Here is an 18,583-nt window from a genome sequence, read left to right on the forward strand (position 1 = left end):
AAAGAGTAATTTTATCAAAAAATTCTTAAAATTAGCAAAAATAAGTAATTTTATAGAATTTTTATATTTTTATGCTAATCTTCTTTGAATAATATTTTAGCTTAAGGCAAAGTAATGATACATAAGATTTTAATAGCTAATAGGGGTGAGATTGCAGTAAGGGTAATCCGTGCTTGTAGGGATTTACATATAAAAAGCGTTGCTGTTTATACTGAACCTGATCATGAGTGTTTGCATGTAAAAGTTGCTGATGAAGCATATAGAATAGGAACTGATGCCATAAGAGGATATTTAGATGGTAAAAGAATAGTTGAAATTGCTAAAGCTTGCGGGGCTGATGCTATACATCCTGGATATGGCTTTTTAAGTGAAAATTATGAGTTTGCTAAAGAATGTGAAGAAGCAGGGATTATCTTTATAGGGCCAAAATCAGATGTTATCCGTAAAATGGGAAATAAAAATATAGCAAGATATTTAATGAAAAAAAATGGAATTCCTGTGGTTCCAGGTACTGAAAAATTAAATCATTGTACATTAGAAGAAATCAAACTTCAAGCTTTAAAAATAGGTTATCCAGTGATTTTAAAAGCCAGTGGTGGCGGTGGTGGTAGAGGTATACGCGTAGTACATAAAGAAGAAGATTTAGAAAAATCTTTTGAAGCTTGTAAGAGAGAGGCATTAAGCTTTTTTAAAAATGATGAAGTTTTTATGGAAAAATATGTTATTAATCCAAGGCATATTGAGTTTCAAATTTTAGCAGATAATTATGGTAATATCATTCATCTTTGTGAAAGAGATTGCTCAATACAAAGAAGACATCAAAAAATCATTGAAATAGCACCTTGTCCAAGTATCTCAGAAAAACTAAGAAAAACCATAGGAGTTACCGCAGTAGCTGCTGCAAAAGCTGTGGGTTATACCAATGTTGGGACGGTTGAGTTTTTACTTGATGATTATAATAGATTTTATTTTATGGAAATGAATACAAGAATTCAAGTAGAACACCCAATCACAGAAGAAATCACAGGAATTGATCTTATCACAAGACAAATTCGTATAGCAAATGGGGAAATTTTAGATCTTGAACAAAGTGATATAAAACCAAGAGGCTTTGCGATAGAAGCTAGGATTACAGCAGAAAATGTATGGAAAAATTTCATTCCAAGTCCGGGTAAAATCACAGAATATTTTCCAGCTTTAGGGCCATCTGTGAGAGTAGATAGTCATTTATATAAAGACTATACCGTGCCACCTTATTATGATTCTTTGCTTGCAAAATTAATCGTTAAAGGTTCAAGTTATGATAGTGCGGTTAATAGACTCGAGAGGGCTTTGAAAGAATTTGTGATTGATGATATTAGAACAACTGTGCCATTTTTGATTGCAATTACCAAAATAAGAGAATTTAGAAGAGGGTATTTTGATACTTCTTTTATAGAAACACATATGGAAGAGCTTTTAGAAAAAACAGAAGATAGACACCAAGAAAACAAAGAAGAAGTAATTGCTGCTATAGCTGCGACTTTACAAAAGATAAAAGAAAGTAGACAATCATGAGTTTTTTAGATGAATTAAAAGATATAAAAAAAGCACTCCAAAAAGAACAAGGTCAAACAAAAAAAGAAAAGGTTAAAGCGAGTAAAAGTGGAGTTAGTATGAAAAATACTGACTTAGATGCTATACAAAAAGATTTAGCTAAACAGAATGAAGATAAAAAACAAGAGCAAGAATTTGAAGATATGTTTTTAAAAGAAGAGCGTTTGGCTAATGAATTTATGGAATTTGTAAAAAATAGTGATATTAAAAAGATCTAATGAATAATATTATTGGTTTTTGTACTTTAGAAGAAGAATGTCCTTATCTTGAAAATAGATACTGTAGAAATGAGTATAATTATATATCTTTTATCACAAAAACACAAAATCAAGAACTAGTTTCAAGAGGTTGGCGTCGCTTTGGTTCGTATTTTTCAAGACCAATATGTAATGATTGCAATGAGTGTCAAAATTTACGTATTTTAGTAGAAAATTTTCATTTTAGCAAAAGTTATCGCAGGGTTTTGAAAAAAAATACAGCCACTAAAATAATCTTACAAAAACCTTCTTTAAGTGATGAGCATTTATTACTTTATGAAAAATATCATCATTATCAAAAAGATAAGAGAAATTGGAAAATTTATGATTTAAATTTTAGAAAATATTACAATCTTTATGTAGATAATGCAGGTACTTTTGGATATGAGCTTGATTTTTATATAGACAATAAGTTAGTTTGTGTTGATTTGATTGATATTTTAGAAGATGGAATTTCTAGTATATATTGTTTTTATGATCCAGATTTTTCCCATCTAAGTCTTGGTAAATACTCACTTTTAACAGAAATTAAACTTGCACAATTAAAAAAATTAAAATATATTTATTTGGGATATTTTGTAAAAGGGTGTCAATCTTTAGCATATAAAGCCGATTATAGTCCAAATGAAATTTTAAAACACACTAGTGCTTTAAATGAGCAAGCATTTTTGTGGAGTTAGGTTTATAGAGAGGATTTTATGCAAGTAGTGCAAACTTTAGAATCAGTTAGTGTTAATACTGATGATTTTTTAATGTTTAAATATTTTCAAGATCTTATCCATAAAAATTTTTCCAAAGTTATAGGTAATAAAAATAAAACCTTGTCTTTTTTTGTAGAAAATGAAATTCCTCAAAGAAGATATTTTTTAAAACTTGTTAATCACAAATATAAAAAAAACACTGGAAATCAAATTGATAATCTTGCTTTTGCACATTATAAAACCTTTAAATTAAATCTTGCTCAAGCAAATACTTTAAAGCCTGTAATCTTTGCTAAAATAGGCTTTGCACAAAAGAATATTTTAATCACACTAAGTTCGAATGAAAAATTATTTGCTGTGTATTTAGAGCAGTATTTTAAAGATCATAAAAGCTTGTATGATGAAAAAAATTATATTTTTTCAGTAGAATACAAAGATGATAATACTTTAAATCTTTTAGAAATTTTAGCTAGTGTAAATGAGCATTTGAAATATTGTGTTGATTTTACGATTAATGAAACTCAGCTTTTAGAATTTAGAAATAAAATGAAAAACAAAGCTAGTACTAATTGGAAATTTAATGCTCTGGCAAAGCTTTTTGAAAATTATTTTCAAACACTAGGATGTAATTCTAGTGATGATTTTGCTACTATTAGACAAAATTATCTTAATTTGGTTAAAATTTATCATCCTGATCGCCATCAAGGTAAAAGTAAGATCGAACAAGCTTATTGCCGTGAAGAATTTGAGAAAATTCAGCTTGCTTATGAGAGCTTAAAATCTTTATATAAAAATAATACTTGATGCTAAAATAACATCATTTTAAGTTGCAATTTATTAAAATTAATTTTTTATAAAAATTTAGGGAATAACATTGGTTGCTGATAGAAAGTTATTTTTTTTAAGTTGCATTCTTATAACTATAGGAATACTTTTTTCATATTCTTTAAGTGCTTTTACTGTTCTTTATTTAGAATATAATGAATTTCACTTTTTTATCAGACAGCTTTTTTTTGGGCTTAGTGGTATAGCTATTATTTATTTTGTTTCAAGATTAAATCCTGATAGTAAAATAGCGCATTATTTGATGATAAGCGTTTTACTCATCTCTTTTTTATTTATACTTATTTTACCTTTTCTGCCTACCTTTCTTGCTACTGCAGCAGGTGGTGCTAAAAGGTGGATTAGGCTTGGTCCTTTATCTATCTCTCCAGTTGAATTTTTTAAAATAGGTTTGATTTATTTCCTTGCTTGGTCTTATACAAGAAGAATTGATGATAGCAAAAAAGCAATCAAACATGAAGTTTTAATTTTAATTCCTTATTTTATTTTAGCTGCTTTTGTTATTGGTTATATTTATATGACACAAAATGATTTAGGGCAAAGCGTTATTTCTTTTTTCTTGGTTTTTGCTTTAGCTTTTTTTGCAGGAGCTAGTAAAAGACTTTTTGCTTTTGGCGTGGTTATTGTTGGAATGATTGGGGTTTTGGTAATCTTAAGTAATCAAAGAAGAATTCAGCGTATTTCTGCTTGGTGGGGAAATATCCAAGATGCGTTTTTACCTTTCTTTCCTGATTGGTTAGCAAGTGTTTTAAGAGTAAGTCACAACTCAGAGCCTTATCAAATTTCACATAGTTTAAATGCTATAGCTCATGGTGGATTTTTTGGAGAGGGTTTAGGGCTTGGAACTTTTAAACTAGGATTTTTAAGTGAGGTCCATACGGACTTTGTCTTATCAGGGATTACTGAAGAGATAGGATTATTGGGATTAAGTATTATTTGTTTTATATATTTGATGGTAATACTTCGAATTTTTAGAATAGCAGGGCGTTGTGAAAATAAAGTTCATTTTTTGTTTTGTTCGGGTGTAGCTTTGCTTTTATTATTTTCATTTTTTATGAATGCTTTTGGAATTATTTCCTTGACTCCATTAAAAGGTGTTGCTGTGCCACTTTTGAGCTATGGAGGTAGTTCAATGTGGTCTATTTGTCTTGGAATAGGCTATGTTTTAATGATTAGCAAAAAGGTAAAAATATAAATTTGTTAATTAAAATATATAAAAAATAACTTAAATAAAAAATATTTGCTATCAAGTCTTTACAAAAAACTTTTTTCTGCTATAATTATGATATATTTATTATACAAGGAGGCGGATATGAAGAAATATAGGCGTTTAAACACATTATAATCATTTATCAATTTTATTTTTAATTTTTAACAAAGGAAAGAAATGAAAAAAATATTATATGTTGTTTTGGCGTTATTTGGTATATTGGCTTTAGGTGCTTGCTCAAGCGATAAAAATCAAGCTAGTGCTTCTAGTGAAAAAGTTTATAAAGTAGGTATAGCTGCAAATTATCCTCCTTTTGATTTTGTTAAAGATGCAAAAATTACCGGATTTGATGTTGATTTACTAGAAGAGATTGCAAAAAGAGAAAATTTAAAACTTGAGTGGGTAAACATGAGTTTTGATGGTTTGATTCCTGCTTTAAAAGCTGGAAAGATTGATATGATAGCTTCTGCTATGAGTTCAACACCACAAAGACTTACTAGTATGGATTTTAGTGATACTTATTTTAATACTAAAAATTTATATTTAAAACTAAAAACAGATTCTAGTATCAGCGATAAACAAAGTTTGGAAGGTAAAAAAATAGGTGTTCAACTTGGAACCATCCAAGAAAGTGCTGCTAAGGCTATTCCAAATGCTCAAGTGGTGGCTAGCGAAGAAATGTTAGCTGCAATTTTGTCTTTAAAAGCTGGTAAAGTCGATGCAGTTTTAACAGATAAAGATATCGGTAAAGGTTATTTAAAAACTAATGAAGAGTTAGAAGCATTTTTAGAAGAAAATGATGGAAGTTCAGGGTTTTGTATAGCTTTTGATAAAGGAAAACAAACTGAGCTTGTTCAAAAAATTAATGCAGGTTTAGAAAAAGTTAAAGCCGATGGTACTTACCAAAAAATCGTAGAAAAATACGATTTGCAATAATCAACTTAAAGCCTTGATACTTGCTTTCAAGGCTTTAAAAAAATACTCTATATCTTCTTTTGTGTGTGTATAATGAAAACCCACTCTTAGCCAACCTGGTTTAAAATTTAATTCTTGATTATCTTTTAATTTTAGTAAATCATGCCCATAAGGTCCTGCGCAAGCACAGCCTGCTCTTGTTTCTATCTTATAAGTTTTGCTTAGTTTGTAAGCTAAATCAAAAGGAGAAATTCCTTCTATGTTAAAAGCAAAAATAGGCAATCTATGAGTGATATTTTTTGCATATAAGATCATTTTTGGAAAATTTGTACATTGTTTTAAAAAATACTCACAAAGCTCTTTTTCTTTTTTTTCTATATTTTTTAAACCTATTTCATTGCGTACTTTAAAAGCTAAACTTGCTCTAATAAGTTGAATAATTCCAGGTGTGCCACCTTCTTCTAAATTTTCAACCTCGCATAAGTATTGCTGAGAAGTTCTTGAAACATAGCCTACGGTTCCACCTGCAGCAAAGCTAGGAGTATTACCACATAGATTTTTTTTAATAGCAAGTAAGCCACAAGATCCTACACCACCAAGTAATTTATGAGAACTGATAAACACTGCATCGTAAAATTTAGGATTTAAGTTAGCATAAGGAGCTAAGGTGGAAATATCAAAGGCGACTACGCCATCATATTGTTTGATTAGAGTGTAGATTTTTTTATAATCACTTAAAATTCCTGTGACATTTGAAGCAGCGTTAAAGCTTGCTATGATTTGTCTGTTTTTGGATTTTTTTAACAATTTTTCCAAAAAAGCATAATCTAGCTCACCATTTTTATCTAAGGGTATGCGAACGCATTCACACAAAGCTTCTCTGAATGAAAGTTCGTTAGAGTGATGTTCATAAGGTCCTACTATAACTAAAGGTAAGGTGCTTTTATCTGTATTTTTAAAGTATTTTTCTTTAATAAGTGGGGGTATATATAGACCTAAAAGTTCTTGAAATTTTTTAATAGCAGCTGAAGATCCACTCCCGCAAGCTATAAGAGCAAAGCTATTATCTAATTCAAGGTATTTTTTTAAATTTGTTCTTGCATTTTCATAATGTTGCTGTGTGATGAAAGAATTTAAAGAGCTATCTGAATGTGTATTTGCATAAGTTGTAAGAATTTTTTTTATTTCTTTTTCTATACTTTTTAATGCTAAAGCGCTAGCTGTAAAATCAAAATAATATATGCCTTTTTTTAAAATAATATCTTGTTTTAATGTTTCAATATTCAAAAAAATCCCCCAAAAATTTGTTAAAATTATATCATACAAAATATTTAAAATAAGGATGTGGTTATAAATTTTAGTGATTTTTCAAAACGCTGTGAAACTTTGGAGCTTAAAAATATTTTTGATTTTTATAGTATTTTTGATGAGTTTGAATTTGATTTGAAATTAAGTTTATACGATAATATTTCAAATGTTTTTATTTTAAAAGCTTTTGATATTTTATCTTATTTAAATTTAGATGATAATGCTTTGAAGGCTTTGAGCGTTTTAAGTAAAAATGATAGAAAACGTTATTCTATCAATAAATCTATTCCGCATTTTCAAGCTCTAGGACTTGTTAATAAACTTTTAGAAAAAAATATTTTGACTTTGGAAAAAAGTCAAGAAAAGCCTATTGTGAAAAATAAAAGACAAAAGATTAAAAAAGAATTACGCTCATATAGCATTCAAGATAAGGTTGTTTTTAAAAATCAAGGATTGAGATTTTTCTTTTATTTTATATATCCTAATTTAAACTTAATTACGATGAAAAGATACAACGAGCTAATGGAAGTAATCCAAGAAAATTTAGAAAAATATCAAAGCTTTACTTTTGAGCTTTTGTGTAAAGAATTTTTAGCTAAAAAGCTTAAGGTAAAGCAGGTGTATAGTTTTTGGAATTATTACTGTGAGATAGATCTTTATTATAAAAAAGAAAATTTTTGTGTTTTAGGTGAGGTTAAATTTAAAGAAAGAAAAATATGTAAAAATATTTTAAATACTTTAAAAAATAAAGCAAAACAGTTGCAAATTCAACCTAATTTATATGTGCTTTTTTCAAAGAGTGGCTTTAGTAAAGAGCTTATTCTAAATAAGGAGCGTAATTTGCTTTTATATACTTTAGAAGATTTTCAATTTTTAATTAAGGATTAAGTGTGGATGAGAATATTTTAAAAAGTTTAGATTCTAGTGAAAAAGAAAATTTACAACAAGGGCTAAAAGCCTTAATAGAGCAAACCTATGTTATAGAAAATGAATATAAGCAACTTAATGAAAACTACACTGCGTTAAGACAAATGGTAAGTGATATTATAGAAGTTTTACCAATGGCTTTGTGGGTTTTAGATACTAATAAAAAGATAACACTTCAAAATAACTTAGCTAATCAACAACCAAAACTTTTAGAAAAAATTGATCTTGAAAAAACTCATTATGAGCTTGAGTTTGATCATAAATTTTATTTAATAAAAGTCACCTCTCATGCGGATAAACTTATAGTTAGCGCCACTGATATTAGCGATGAAAAAAGGAATGAAAGATTAGCCAGTATGGGTACAGTAGCAGCACACCTAGCACATGAAATACGCAATCCTATCGGTTCTATTTCTTTGTTAAGTTCTACTTTGTTTGAAAGAAGTGAGTTAAAAAATAAGCATATAGTATTAGAAATTCAAAAGGCTATTTCTAGGGTGGAGCGTATTGTAAATTCTACTTTGCTTTTTACAAAAGGAGTGCATGTTAATTTAAATGAATTTAATTTAAAAGAATTACAAGATGAATGCGAACAAGCTATTGGAGCTTATAATTATCTAGCTAATATTGATTTTACATTTGAATTTTTAGATTTAAAAATCAACGCAGATAAATCTTTGCTTGCTTTAGTTTTGCAAAATTTGCTTTATAATGCCATAGATGCTATTGAAGAAAGTGAAAATGATGATGGTTGTATAAAAGTTAAATGTGAGCAAAAAGAAGATAAAATCTTTATCAAAGTTTATGATAACGGGGTAAGTATCAAAGATAAAAAAATGGTTTTTGAAGCTTTTAAAACAACTAAGTTAAAAGGCAATGGTCTAGGACTTTCTTTGTCAAAACAAATTATTGATGCACATAATGGAATTTTAGGTTTTGATGAAAATCCAAAATGTTTTTTTATAGAGCTTAAAATTTAAGCTCTATAAAATAAATTTTTTCTTAAAATAATAAAAAATATTTGTCCTCATAGCTCAGCTGGATAGAGCGCAGAATTCCTAATTCTGAGGCCGCAAGTTCAAACCTTGCTGGGGACACCACTTTAAGGAAAAAGATGTTTCATATAGTCTTGGTTGAGCCTCGTATACCACAAAATACAGGAAGTATAGGCAGAATGTGTTTTAATGCGGGATTTACTTTACATATTATCAATCCACTTTTTAGTATCGATGAAAAGGCAGTTAAAAGAGCGGGGCTTGATTATTGGAAAAAATTAAATCCTTTATTATGGAATAATTTAGAAGATTTTTTAAAAGAATATGAAAAATTTCAAGATAGATTTTTCTTTGCGACAACTAAAACTACTCAAGCTTATTTTGACGTAAATTATCAAAAAGGTGATTTTTTGTTTTTTGGAAGTGAAAGTTTTGGCTTACCTATGGATTTAATGCAAAAAAAATGGGAAAATGCCATTACTATACCGATGAAAGATTGTGGTAGAAGTTTAAATTTAGCTACAAGTGTAGGTATAGTGAGTTATGAGGCTTTGAGGCAAAATTTTGCCTCTTTTGAAAAATTTTAATGATTTAAAACTTGATTTAAAAATTCTTTCAATCTTTCATTTTTTGGGTTTTCAAAAGCTATTTTAGGACATTCATCTACTGCTATAATGCCTTTATCCATAAAGAAAATTCGATTAGCTACATTTCTTGCAAATCCCATTTCATGTGTAACTACAAGCATGGTTAGACCTTCTTTAGCTACTTCTTTCATGATGTTTAAAACTTCACCTATCATTTCAGGATCTAAAGCTGAAGTTGGTTCATCAAATAAAATCACATCAGGATTCATCATTAATGACCTTGCTATGGCAATACGCTGTTTTTGTCCGCCTGAGAGTTTGTGAGGAAAATAGCTTTCTTTATCACTTAAGCCAACTTTTTTGAGTAGTTCTCGTGCTTTTTTTACTGCTTCGTCTTTACTCATGATTTTTGTTTGTACTGGTGCTAAGCATAAATTTTCTAAAACATTTTTATTATTAAAAAGATTAAAATGTTGAAATACCATGCTTACTTTTTGACGAATTTTATTGATATCTGCTTTTTTATTAAGTATATTAACATTATTGATATAAATATTACCACTATCTGGTGTTTCAAGTTTATTTAAACAGCGTAAAAAAGTACTTTTTCCACCTCCACTAGGCCCTATAATAGCAATAATATCACCTTTATGTACTTCAACACTAATATCTTTTAAGACTTCTAAATCTCCGTATTTTTTAATTAAATTTTCTATTTTAATCATGTTTATTTAATCTCACTTCTATAATTCTTGCGATAAGTGTTAAAATTTTAACACTTATATAATATACAAGTCCTGTAAAAATAATAGGTTTAGGGTTGTAATAGATTGCTTGTAAGCTTTTACTTTGCATGGTAATATCCATAACACTAATATAACCTACTATTGAAGTTTCTTTAAATAAAGAAATAAATTCATTCATTAAAGAAGGTAAAATGTTTTTAATTGCCTGCGGGAAGATGATTAGTCTCATAGAAGCAGAATAATTAAGTCCCATTGCTCTTGCTGCTTCCATTTGTCCTTTGTCTACACTTTGAATTCCACTTCTTACGATTTCAGCTACATAAGCAGAGCTATTAAGTCCAAGTGCGATAATAGCCACATAAAAATTATCACTCCAAGTAGCAAAAATCACTACTGAAAAAATCAAAAGTTGTAAAAGTAAAGGGGTTCCGCGTATGATGTCTATGTATTCATCTATAATAAAATTTAAACTTTGGATTTCTAAAAATCTTAAAAATGCTAGGAAAAAACCAAACACTATTCCTATTAAAATCCCACCCACTGTTAAACCAAGTGTTGTGAAATAACTATGAACATAAGCTTTAGCTTCTATGGTATAAGCATATTCACTTGTGGCTAAACCATTTTGATCTTTGACTTGTAAAATTTCAATAGGAAATGAGAAATAAGCCCAAAAAATAATAATGGCAAAAAATACAAAAAGTTTCATCGTATTTTGTTTCAACTTGCACACCTTGATAAATTTTTAAAAATCTAAGTGTATAAAAATTAAGTTTTCTTTTTACTTAAAGGTGTTTTATGTGATGTTGTTGTTAATATTTTGAGTTAAAATTTCACATAGCTATAAAAAATAAAATAAAATTAACCTAAAATTATATTTTTTTATAACAAATTCATTTTTTTATGATAAATTTGTATTTGAAAATTTATAAAAAAGGAGATAAATATGGATTTAATATCCCAATTTGTTGCCTTTGTGAATAATCAGTATTATTCTATTTTAGTAATTTTACTTATTGTCACGGGGTTTTATTATAGTTATTTGACTGGTTTTGTGCAATTTCGAATGCTTCCTTATGTGTTTGATATCTTAACAGAAAAGCAAGAAAAGCATGAAAAACACCATATTACTCCTTTTCAAGCTTTGATGATTTCAACAGCTTCAAGAGTTGGTATAGGAAATATCGCAGGTATCGCAGTAGCAGTTGTTTTGGGTGGACCAGGTGCTTTATTTTGGATGTGGGCTATGGCGTTTTTTGGTGGCGCCTCAGCTTTTGCAGAAAGTACTTTAGCACAAGTTTACAAAAGCCGTGATGGTAAAAGTTTTAAAGGTGGTCCTGCTTATTATATTAGTAAAGCTTTAAATTTAAAATGGCTTGGAGCTGTTTTTGCGGTGATTTTAATCATTACTTATGCTTATGGATTTAATGGTCTTCAAAGCCAAACTATGACTTCAGCATTTGAGTTTTACTATAAAGGCATGGTTGATGCTAGCGAAGTGAGTTTTGCTCAAAGTTGGTGGCCTATTGTAATAGGAGCAATTTTAGCTGTTTTTGCTGCTTATATGTTTTTTGGCGATCATACTAAAATAGGTAAAGTAAGCTCAGTTATCGTTCCTATTATGGCAATGATTTATGTTGGTTTATCTATCATAGCAATGTTTATGAATTTTGATAAAATTCCTGAAGTGTTTTCTATGATTTTTAAAAGTGCTTTTGATTTTGAAGCTATTTTTGGTGGATTTGCAGGTTCTGCTTTGGTTATAGGTATAAAAAGAGGATTATTTTCTAATGAAGCAGGCATGGGTTCAGCGCCAAATGCAGCAGCTTCAGCTCTTACAACTCATCCTGCAAAACAAGGGGTTATTCAGGCATTTTCTGTATTAATTGATGTGATTATTTGTACAAGTTCAGGATTTTTAGTGTTATTTTCACTTGCTTATGCAAATAATATCGGCGTAGATGGTAAGCCTATTTTAACAGCACTGCCTTTGGTGCAAGAATCTATGAAAGAATATTATGGAAATTTAGGTGTGCATTTTACTACTGTTAGTATAGTTTTATTTGCTATTACTTCTTTGATAGGAAATTATTATTATGCTCAAGCAAATATTAAATACCTTACTCAAAATCCTATTATTATCAATCTTTTTAAAGCAAGCGCTGTGCTTATGATTTTTATTGGTGCAAATATGGATTTAAAATTTGCGTGGGATTTAGCTGATACTACCATGGCATTTATGGCTACGATTAATATCATTTCTATTTTATTACTTGGTGGTATAGTGAAAAAGGTATTAAAAGACTTTAGCGAGCAAAAAAGACAAGGTAGAGATCCGGTATTTAGTGCTTCAAAGCTTGGTATTAAAAATGCAGAGTGTTGGGACTAATGATAGATTATATTATTATTGCTTTGTTTATAGCTTTTATGGTTTTTCTTGTGTTTGGCTTTAACCGCCAAATGCAAGAAAAAGCTAAACAAAGAGAAGAAAAACTAAAAACAAAGAAAGATTTTAAAAAAAATAGGTAAAATACACTAAAAATTTTTAAAAAAGAGTGTAAAATGAAATTGTTAATAGAAATAGGCACAGAAGAACTTCCTGCTATTCCTTTATTAAAAGAGCTTCCAAATATTACTAAAAAATGGGAAAAGATTTTACAAGAGTATCATTTAGAATCTGAATTTAAATTTTTCTATACTCCTAGAAGATTGGTTTTTATTCATGAAAATTTTAAAGAAAAACAAGATGATTCTTTTGTGGAATTTATAGGTGCACCTAGGGCGATAGCTTATAAAGATGGAAAGCTTACTCAAGCAGGGCTTAGTTTTTTAGAAAAAAGTGGCTTAAAAGAAGAAGAGCTTGAATTTAAAGAAATTAAAGGCAAAGAAGTCTTGTATTGTCAAAAACAAGTGCAAGGCTTACAAAGTAAAGCAGTTTTAGCTCAAATGATTGAAACTTTCTTAAAAAGCTTGAGCTTTGGTAAAACTATGAGATGGGGCGATGGTAGTTTTGAATTTATTAGAGCTATTCGCTCGCTTTGTTGTGTATTAAATGATGAGTTGATTGAGTTTGAAAGCTATGGTGTTAAAAGTGCAAAAAGTACTTTTGTACATAGAAGTGTTAGTTATGATTTGATAGCTTTTGCGAATATTGATGAGTATTTTAAAACTTTAGAGCAAAATTATATTATTTTAGATCAAGAACAAAGAAAAAAGCTTATCATTGAACAGTTAAAGATGCTTGAAAAAGAAAATGATATTACTATTGCAGAAGATGATGAGCTTTTAGCTGAAGTTGTAGCTATCACAGAGTATCCAAAAGCATTATTAGGGCATTTTGAAAAAGAGTATTTAGAAATCCCAAGTGAGGTAATTATCACTTCCATGAGAGAAAATCAACGCTATTTTGCAGTATTTAAAAACAATACTTTAAGCAATCATTTTATCGTAGTTTCTAATGCAGTTTGTAAAGATTATTCTAAAATCATTAATGGAAATGAAAGAGTTTTAAGAGCAAGATTAAGTGATGCGATGTTTTTTTGGAAAAATGACTTAGCGCAGGGCTTAAATAATGATAAAATAAGCCAAATGGTCTATCTTGAAGGACTTGGAACCTTAAAAGATAAAATCATTAGAGAACAAAAAATCGCTGTTAAGCTTTGTGAGATTTTTGCTAATACCCAAAAAGATGAAATTTTAAAAGCTATAGAATACTCAAAAGCTGATCTAAGTACTCAAATGGTGTATGAATTTACTGATCTTCAAGGTATTATGGGATCTTATTATGCTAAGGCTATGGGTATGAGCGATGAGCTTGCTTTGGCGATTAAAGAGCAATACCTTCCAAATGGCGATAATTCAGCTATGCCAAGTAATGAATTTAGCTCTATTGTAGCTTTAGCTTATAAGTTTGATACACTTATGGGGCTTTTTTCAATGGGGAAAATCCCAAGTGGCGCAAAAGATCCTTATGCTTTAAGAAGAGCAGCAAATGGTGTTTTAAAAATTATCCTAGCTTTAAATAAAAATTTTGATCTTAAGATGTTTTTAGAAGCAATAGCTGGTGAGTATAAAAGTTTTGATTTGAAAATTTTATTAGATTTTATCTTAGAGCGTTTATATACTTTTTATGAAGTAAATGCTTCTTTTGTTAAAGCTGTGCTTAGCTCTAAAACTTATGATGTTATTTATATTGATTCTTGTATGAAAGCTTTGATTCAAAGCGCAAATAAGGAAGATTTTAGTCAAAATTTTGCTACTTTTAAGCGTTTAGCAAATATTGCAATATTGAGTGAAGCTCAAGTTAATGAAAATTTGTTTAACACTCAAGAGGAAAAAGATTTATACCAAGTTTTTATGCAGTGCAAAATAAAAGAAAACAACACCCAAGAGCTTCTAGAAAGCCTTTTTGCACTCAAACCGCAAATTGATGCTTTTTTTGATAAAGTAATGATTAATGACAAAGATGAAAATATCAAAAATAATCGTCAAGCTTTGGTGTGTGCAATCTATCGTGAGTTTTTAAAAATAGCTGATATTAAAGAGCTTAGTGTATGAGAAGAATTCTTTCTTTTCTATGTTTTTTGATTTTTACTTTAGAAGCTAGAGAGATTGAGCTTGTAAAAGGTCAAGTAGTTTTTTTAGAATTTGATAAAAGTAATTTTTTACAAATTAGCTCAAATTCTAAAAAACTTCCTTTTTTTGAGTATAAAAATAAAGTTATTGTTAGTGTAGCTATGCCTTATAAAAACCCCAAAGATAGAAAATTAATAGCTGATTTTAAAGATAATTCCAAAGAGGAAATTAATATAAAATTGAGCGAAGGAAATTATAAAAAAGAATTTTTAAAAGTTAGTGCTTCTAAGGTCAATCCACCTAAAGAAACACTTGATCGCATTAGCAAAGAATATCAAGAAGCTATTAAGGTTTATAATGCTTATACTAATATGGCTTTATTTGAAGGCAATTTTACATACCCTTTAGAAAGTAAAATTACAAGTGCTTTTGGAAAAGCAAGATTGTTTAATGATACTCTTAAAAGTTATCATAGCGGAACTGATTTTAGAGCAGCAAGTGGGACAAAAATTTATGCAAGTAATGATGGTATTGTAAGGATTGCTTCAAATCGTTACTATGCGGGAAATTCAGTGGTGATTGACCATGGATATGGGATTTATTCTCAGTATTATCATCTATCAAAACTAAATGTAAAAGTAGGACAAAAGGTAAAAAAAGGCGAGCTTATAGGTTTGAGTGGAGCTAGCGGTAGGGTTACAGGGCCACATTTGCATTTTGGAATTTTAGTTAATGGTGTGCAAGTTGACCCACTTGATTTTATAGCTAAATTTAATGCTTTATAATGATAGTTTTTAGTGAGTTTTTTCAAAATTGGATTGATAAATATTACTCCCAAGCTGTGAGTGTTGGCAAAAACGGAGATTTTTATACCGCAGTTAGTGTGGGAAATCTTTTTGGTGTGCTCTTAGCTAAGCATTTTTTAAAACTTATAGATGATAAAAAGCTAACTTTACCGGTTGAAGTTGTAGAAATAGGAGCAAATGAAGGGCATTTAATGCTTGATTTCATACAAGCTTTATACACTCTTAGAGCTGATGTTTTAGAGCAGATTGAATGTTTTATTATAGAGCCGCATGAAAAGTTAAGATGTGTTCAAAAAAAACTTTTTGATGAGTATGATTTAGACGTGAAAATTTATAATTCTTTAGAAGAATATCATTTTAAAAATGCCTTTTTTTATGCTAATGAATTATTTGATTGTTTTACATGTGAACTTATAAAAGACAAAACAATGGCATATGTTGGTGATGATTTAAACATTGTTTTTAAGCCTATGAGTGAAGATCTTTTAAAAGAATGTGAAAAATATGCTATCACTAATAGTGAGCTTTGTATCTCTTATAAACCTTTTTTATCCAAATTAAAACAAACTTGTGAAAAACTAACTTTTGCATGTTTTGATTATGCAAAAAAAGAAGAAAAAATTAGTATTAGAATGTATAAAAATCACCAAGTGTATAATCTTTTTGAAGAGAATTTAAAAGATTTTTTTGCTAAAAGTGATATTACATATAATGTAAATTTTGATCATTTTTTACAAGTTTTAAAAGAAGAGGGGTTTGAGGTGTTAGAATATAAAAATCAAAATCAAGCCTTAATTGACTTTGGTTTGGAAGAAATTATCGAACACGCTAAAAATACTAACCCTCAAATTTATAAAAACTTTATCAATCAAAGTAAAAATTTGATGTTTAACTTTGGCGATAAGTTTAAGTTTTTAGAATTTAAGATTTAAAATCACTGCTTGTAATATCAAGCCCAAAACCTTTTAAACCTATAAATTCTTTATCGGTATTTTGACTTAGAAGTTTGATTTTTGAAATTTTTAAATACCTTAAAATTTGCGCTCCTATGCCGTAATTTTTATATTGTGTGTTTTCTTGTTTTTCATTTTTCATGAAAATGATTACACCACCTTTTTGGCTTAAAAACTCAACTTGCTTTAATAATTCATTGAATTTATTAGAAGTTAGAAGTTCAAAGTCGCTTCCACTAAGATAAAATTTAACATTCTCACATTCTTTTAAAGCACCAAAACTAAAAGCTATATGTTCGTTTTTATTATGATCTTTAAAAGTCATTTTTTTAGCTTTAAAACCCGCTAAAATACTGTCTTCTTCTTTGATTAAAGAAATCAAACTTTCATTTTTTAAACGATACTCGATTAAATCTGAAATAGTAATCATATTAATATCGTGTTTTTTGCAAAACTCAAGCAAATCACTTCTTCTGGCCATATCTCCATTATCTTTAACAATCTCACATATCACACATGCTTCTTTTAATCCTGCCAAGCGACATAAATCCACCGTGCCTTCTGTGTGACCTGTTCTTTCTAAAACCCCACCTTTTTTTGCTATCAAAGGATTAATATGGCCAGGACGCACAAAATCACTTGCCTTTGCATTATCATCAGCAAAAATTTGTATAGTCATATCCCTTTCACAAGCACTTACTCCTGTTGTTGCATTTTTTGCATCGACAGTGATGGTAAAAGCTGTTTCGTGATTTGATGTATTTTTAGGCACCATTAAAGGTAGTTCAAATTTTTTAGCCAAATTCTCACTCAATGCTACACACACCACACCTCTTGCATGAGTAATGGCAAAATTTACTTTTTCTTGTGAGCTAAATTGTGCAGGGAAAATCAAATCTCCCTCATTTTCTCTATCTTCTGCATCTACCATAACTAGCATTTTGCCATCTTGAAGTTCTTTTATAGCTTGTTCTACACTAACATATCCCACTATCAATCTCCTTTTTTCTATTTTTTAAGAAATTATATAATATTTTTCTTGACATTATGTAAAAAATAATATATAATACCACTTTTAATTTAAAAATTACTTCATTTATTGGGGTATCGCCAAGCGGTAAGGCAACAGGTTTTGGTCCTGTCATTCAGGGGTTCGAATCCCTTTACCCCATCCACTTTATATGATGCCGCGAAGTAGAGCAGTGGTTAGCTCGTCGGGCTCATAACCCGAAGGTCGGGAGTTCAAATCTCCCCTTCGCAACCAATTTCCTAATAAAATTTTTCAAAGAATTTAAATTAATTATAGAGTTAAATAAAAACTTGTTAATCTTGCTTTTAATGATTTTCATTAGTCTCTTGGGTATTTTTAATACTTTAATTAAACATATAAGAAATTTGAAATTATGTGCTTTTTGGTTTTAACGCAAAACACATAAAAAATAATCAAAATAAGAATGTAATTTAAAAAGAGTTTTAACCAAAATAAAAATATGAGATTAAATAAAATGGTGGATTTAGCAGGCGTGTAATTTACCAACCAAATCCCTAAATATCCATACTTTAATGAAATATTTTTCATTTGCACATACTTTTGCACATACTTTGTATTTTATTGTAAAAATGTGTAAAAAAGTGATATTGTTTTGCTAAATAGGTGATGTATTAAAATTTTTAGAGTGTGAATTTCAAGGAAAGAATATTGTGAATTTAAATTCTAACAAAGAAAAATACTACCTGACTAATGAAAAGCAAGTGTTTAAATATATTCAAGAAACAATTTCAAAAATAGAATATTTGCTATTATATGAATTGCTAAAGTAGATTAAATCTTATTTTAAAGATTTAACCCCTAGTATAATTTAGCTATTTTTTCAAAGCTATAAACATTTTTTAAAATCATTACCATTTAAATTTTTTCTAATATCTATAATTCTACATTATACTATATTAAATATTTTATTTTATGTCCTGTTTATACTGTAAAATAAAATATAAATGCTATGCTTTAGATAGTTTTAGAAGTTAGTAAAGATATTGTATGTTTAAAACGATAACTATTTTAAATGTAATAGTTGTGTTTTAAAAAAGCACTAGCCATATCGAAGATGAAGATACTCAAGTTGGTATTAATGATGAAAATAATAATGGTTGGGAAGATGATGGT

General features: G+C 28.8%; 18 protein-coding genes and 3 tRNA genes. 17 read left to right on the forward strand and 4 right to left on the reverse strand.

Features of this window, described 5'->3' with window-relative positions; translation table 11 throughout:
• Positions 1-114 precede the first annotated feature (114 nt).
• The 6 genes from L8U98_RS05905 to L8U98_RS05930 all read left to right on the forward strand — a co-directional run bounded on the left by L8U98_RS05905 (position 115) and on the right by L8U98_RS05930 (position 5,543).
• Entirely contained in the window at positions 115-1,557 is a 1,443-nt protein-coding gene (locus L8U98_RS05905; protein ID WP_039668233.1) for an acetyl-CoA carboxylase subunit A, read from the forward strand.
• Positions 1,554-1,814 carry a hypothetical protein gene (locus tag L8U98_RS05910; protein ID WP_012661304.1) on the forward strand — a complete coding sequence of 87 codons (261 nt, stop codon included), beginning with the start codon at positions 1,554-1,556 and terminating at the stop codon, positions 1,812-1,814. Before L8U98_RS05905 ends, L8U98_RS05910 begins: the two co-directional genes overlap by 4 nt.
• Positions 1,814-2,533: an arginyltransferase gene (locus tag L8U98_RS05915; protein WP_263663958.1), complete on the forward strand. Its 720-nt coding sequence runs from the start codon at positions 1,814-1,816 to the stop codon at positions 2,531-2,533. The genes L8U98_RS05910 and L8U98_RS05915 overlap by 1 nt, the downstream gene beginning before the upstream one ends.
• An 18-nt stretch (positions 2,534-2,551) precedes the next feature.
• Positions 2,552-3,358 (forward strand): adenylosuccinate lyase, encoded by an 807-nt coding sequence (locus tag L8U98_RS05920; protein ID WP_263725239.1) that lies wholly within the window; start codon positions 2,552-2,554, stop codon positions 3,356-3,358.
• Positions 3,359-3,428: 70 nt separating this feature from the next.
• On the forward strand, positions 3,429-4,592 hold the full coding sequence (gene ftsW / locus L8U98_RS05925; protein WP_263725240.1) for a putative lipid II flippase FtsW: 1,164 nt from the start codon (positions 3,429-3,431) through the stop codon (positions 4,590-4,592).
• Positions 4,593-4,784: 192 nt separating this feature from the next.
• The gene (locus L8U98_RS05930) at positions 4,785-5,543 is read left to right on the forward strand and encodes a basic amino acid ABC transporter substrate-binding protein (RefSeq protein WP_263725241.1); all 759 of its coding nucleotides are present in this window, start codon (positions 4,785-4,787) and stop codon (positions 5,541-5,543) included.
• On the opposite strand, the gene L8U98_RS05935 is transcribed toward L8U98_RS05930, so the two are convergent.
• Positions 5,544-6,809 (reverse strand): aminotransferase class V-fold PLP-dependent enzyme, encoded by a 1,266-nt coding sequence (locus L8U98_RS05935; protein ID WP_263725242.1) that lies wholly within the window; start codon positions 6,807-6,809, stop codon positions 5,544-5,546.
• A gap of 57 nt (positions 6,810-6,866) precedes the next feature.
• On the opposite strand from L8U98_RS05935, the gene L8U98_RS05940 reads away from it, so the two are divergent.
• The 4 genes from L8U98_RS05940 to L8U98_RS05955 all read left to right on the forward strand — a co-directional run bounded on the left by L8U98_RS05940 (position 6,867) and on the right by L8U98_RS05955 (position 9,339).
• Positions 6,867-7,718, forward strand: a complete 852-nt coding sequence (locus L8U98_RS05940; RefSeq protein ID WP_263725243.1) for a DUF234 domain-containing protein — start codon at positions 6,867-6,869, stop codon at positions 7,716-7,718.
• A gap of 2 nt (positions 7,719-7,720) precedes the next feature.
• Positions 7,721-8,737, forward strand: a complete 1,017-nt coding sequence (locus tag L8U98_RS05945) for a sensor histidine kinase (protein ID WP_263702777.1) — start codon at positions 7,721-7,723, stop codon at positions 8,735-8,737.
• 43 nt (positions 8,738-8,780) lie between these two features.
• Positions 8,781-8,857: transfer RNA gene (locus L8U98_RS05950), tRNA-Arg, on the forward strand.
• A 14-nt stretch (positions 8,858-8,871) separates the two neighbouring features.
• Positions 8,872-9,339 carry a tRNA (cytidine(34)-2'-O)-methyltransferase gene (locus L8U98_RS05955; protein WP_263678963.1) on the forward strand — a complete coding sequence of 156 codons (468 nt, stop codon included), beginning with the start codon at positions 8,872-8,874 and terminating at the stop codon, positions 9,337-9,339.
• Here the strand turns inward: L8U98_RS05955 and L8U98_RS05960 are convergent.
• Positions 9,336-10,064, reverse strand: a complete 729-nt coding sequence (locus L8U98_RS05960) for an amino acid ABC transporter ATP-binding protein (RefSeq protein ID WP_263725244.1) — start codon at positions 10,062-10,064, stop codon at positions 9,336-9,338. The two genes, L8U98_RS05955 and L8U98_RS05960, sit on opposite strands and share 4 nt — an antisense overlap.
• On the reverse strand, positions 10,057-10,809 hold the full coding sequence (locus L8U98_RS05965; RefSeq protein ID WP_263725245.1) for an amino acid ABC transporter permease: 753 nt from the start codon (positions 10,807-10,809) through the stop codon (positions 10,057-10,059). The genes L8U98_RS05960 and L8U98_RS05965 overlap by 8 nt, the downstream gene beginning before the upstream one ends.
• A gap of 222 nt (positions 10,810-11,031) precedes the next feature.
• Between L8U98_RS05965 and L8U98_RS05970 the strand changes: the two genes are divergently transcribed.
• The 5 genes from L8U98_RS05970 to L8U98_RS05990 are packed head-to-tail and all read left to right on the forward strand — an operon-like array spanning position 11,032 to position 16,398.
• Positions 11,032-12,474, forward strand: a complete 1,443-nt coding sequence (locus tag L8U98_RS05970) for an alanine/glycine:cation symporter family protein (RefSeq protein ID WP_214100050.1) — start codon at positions 11,032-11,034, stop codon at positions 12,472-12,474.
• A complete protein-coding gene (locus tag L8U98_RS05975) occupies positions 12,474-12,614 on the forward strand; it encodes a hypothetical protein (RefSeq protein WP_164717489.1) in 141 nt (46 codons plus the stop codon). Before L8U98_RS05970 ends, L8U98_RS05975 begins: the two co-directional genes overlap by 1 nt.
• Positions 12,615-12,647: 33 nt before the next feature.
• Complete coding sequence (gene glyS, locus L8U98_RS05980; RefSeq protein ID WP_263725246.1) at positions 12,648-14,642, forward strand: glycine--tRNA ligase subunit beta; 1,995 nt, start codon at positions 12,648-12,650, stop codon at positions 14,640-14,642.
• Complete coding sequence (locus L8U98_RS05985) at positions 14,639-15,445, forward strand: M23 family metallopeptidase (protein ID WP_263725247.1); 807 nt, start codon at positions 14,639-14,641, stop codon at positions 15,443-15,445. Before glyS ends, L8U98_RS05985 begins: the two co-directional genes overlap by 4 nt.
• 2 nt (positions 15,446-15,447) lie before the next feature.
• Complete coding sequence (locus L8U98_RS05990) at positions 15,448-16,398, forward strand: SAM-dependent methyltransferase (protein WP_318529464.1); 951 nt, start codon at positions 15,448-15,450, stop codon at positions 16,396-16,398.
• Here L8U98_RS05990 and L8U98_RS05995 read toward each other — a convergent pair.
• Positions 16,388-17,410, reverse strand: coding sequence for a bifunctional 3,4-dihydroxy-2-butanone 4-phosphate synthase/GTP cyclohydrolase II (locus tag L8U98_RS05995; protein ID WP_263725248.1), 1,023 nt, complete (start codon positions 17,408-17,410; stop codon positions 16,388-16,390). The two genes, L8U98_RS05990 and L8U98_RS05995, sit on opposite strands and share 11 nt — an antisense overlap.
• Before the next feature lie 109 nt (positions 17,411-17,519).
• Between L8U98_RS05995 and L8U98_RS06000 the strand changes: the two genes are divergently transcribed.
• Positions 17,520-17,594, forward strand: a tRNA-Gln gene (locus tag L8U98_RS06000).
• A 13-nt stretch (positions 17,595-17,607) separates the two neighbouring features.
• Positions 17,608-17,683, forward strand: a tRNA-Met gene (locus tag L8U98_RS06005).
• Positions 17,684-18,583 lie beyond the last annotated feature (900 nt).

This window comes from Campylobacter sp. RKI_CA19_01128, from assembly GCF_025771175.1.
Classification (GTDB): domain Bacteria; phylum Campylobacterota; class Campylobacteria; order Campylobacterales; family Campylobacteraceae; genus Campylobacter_D.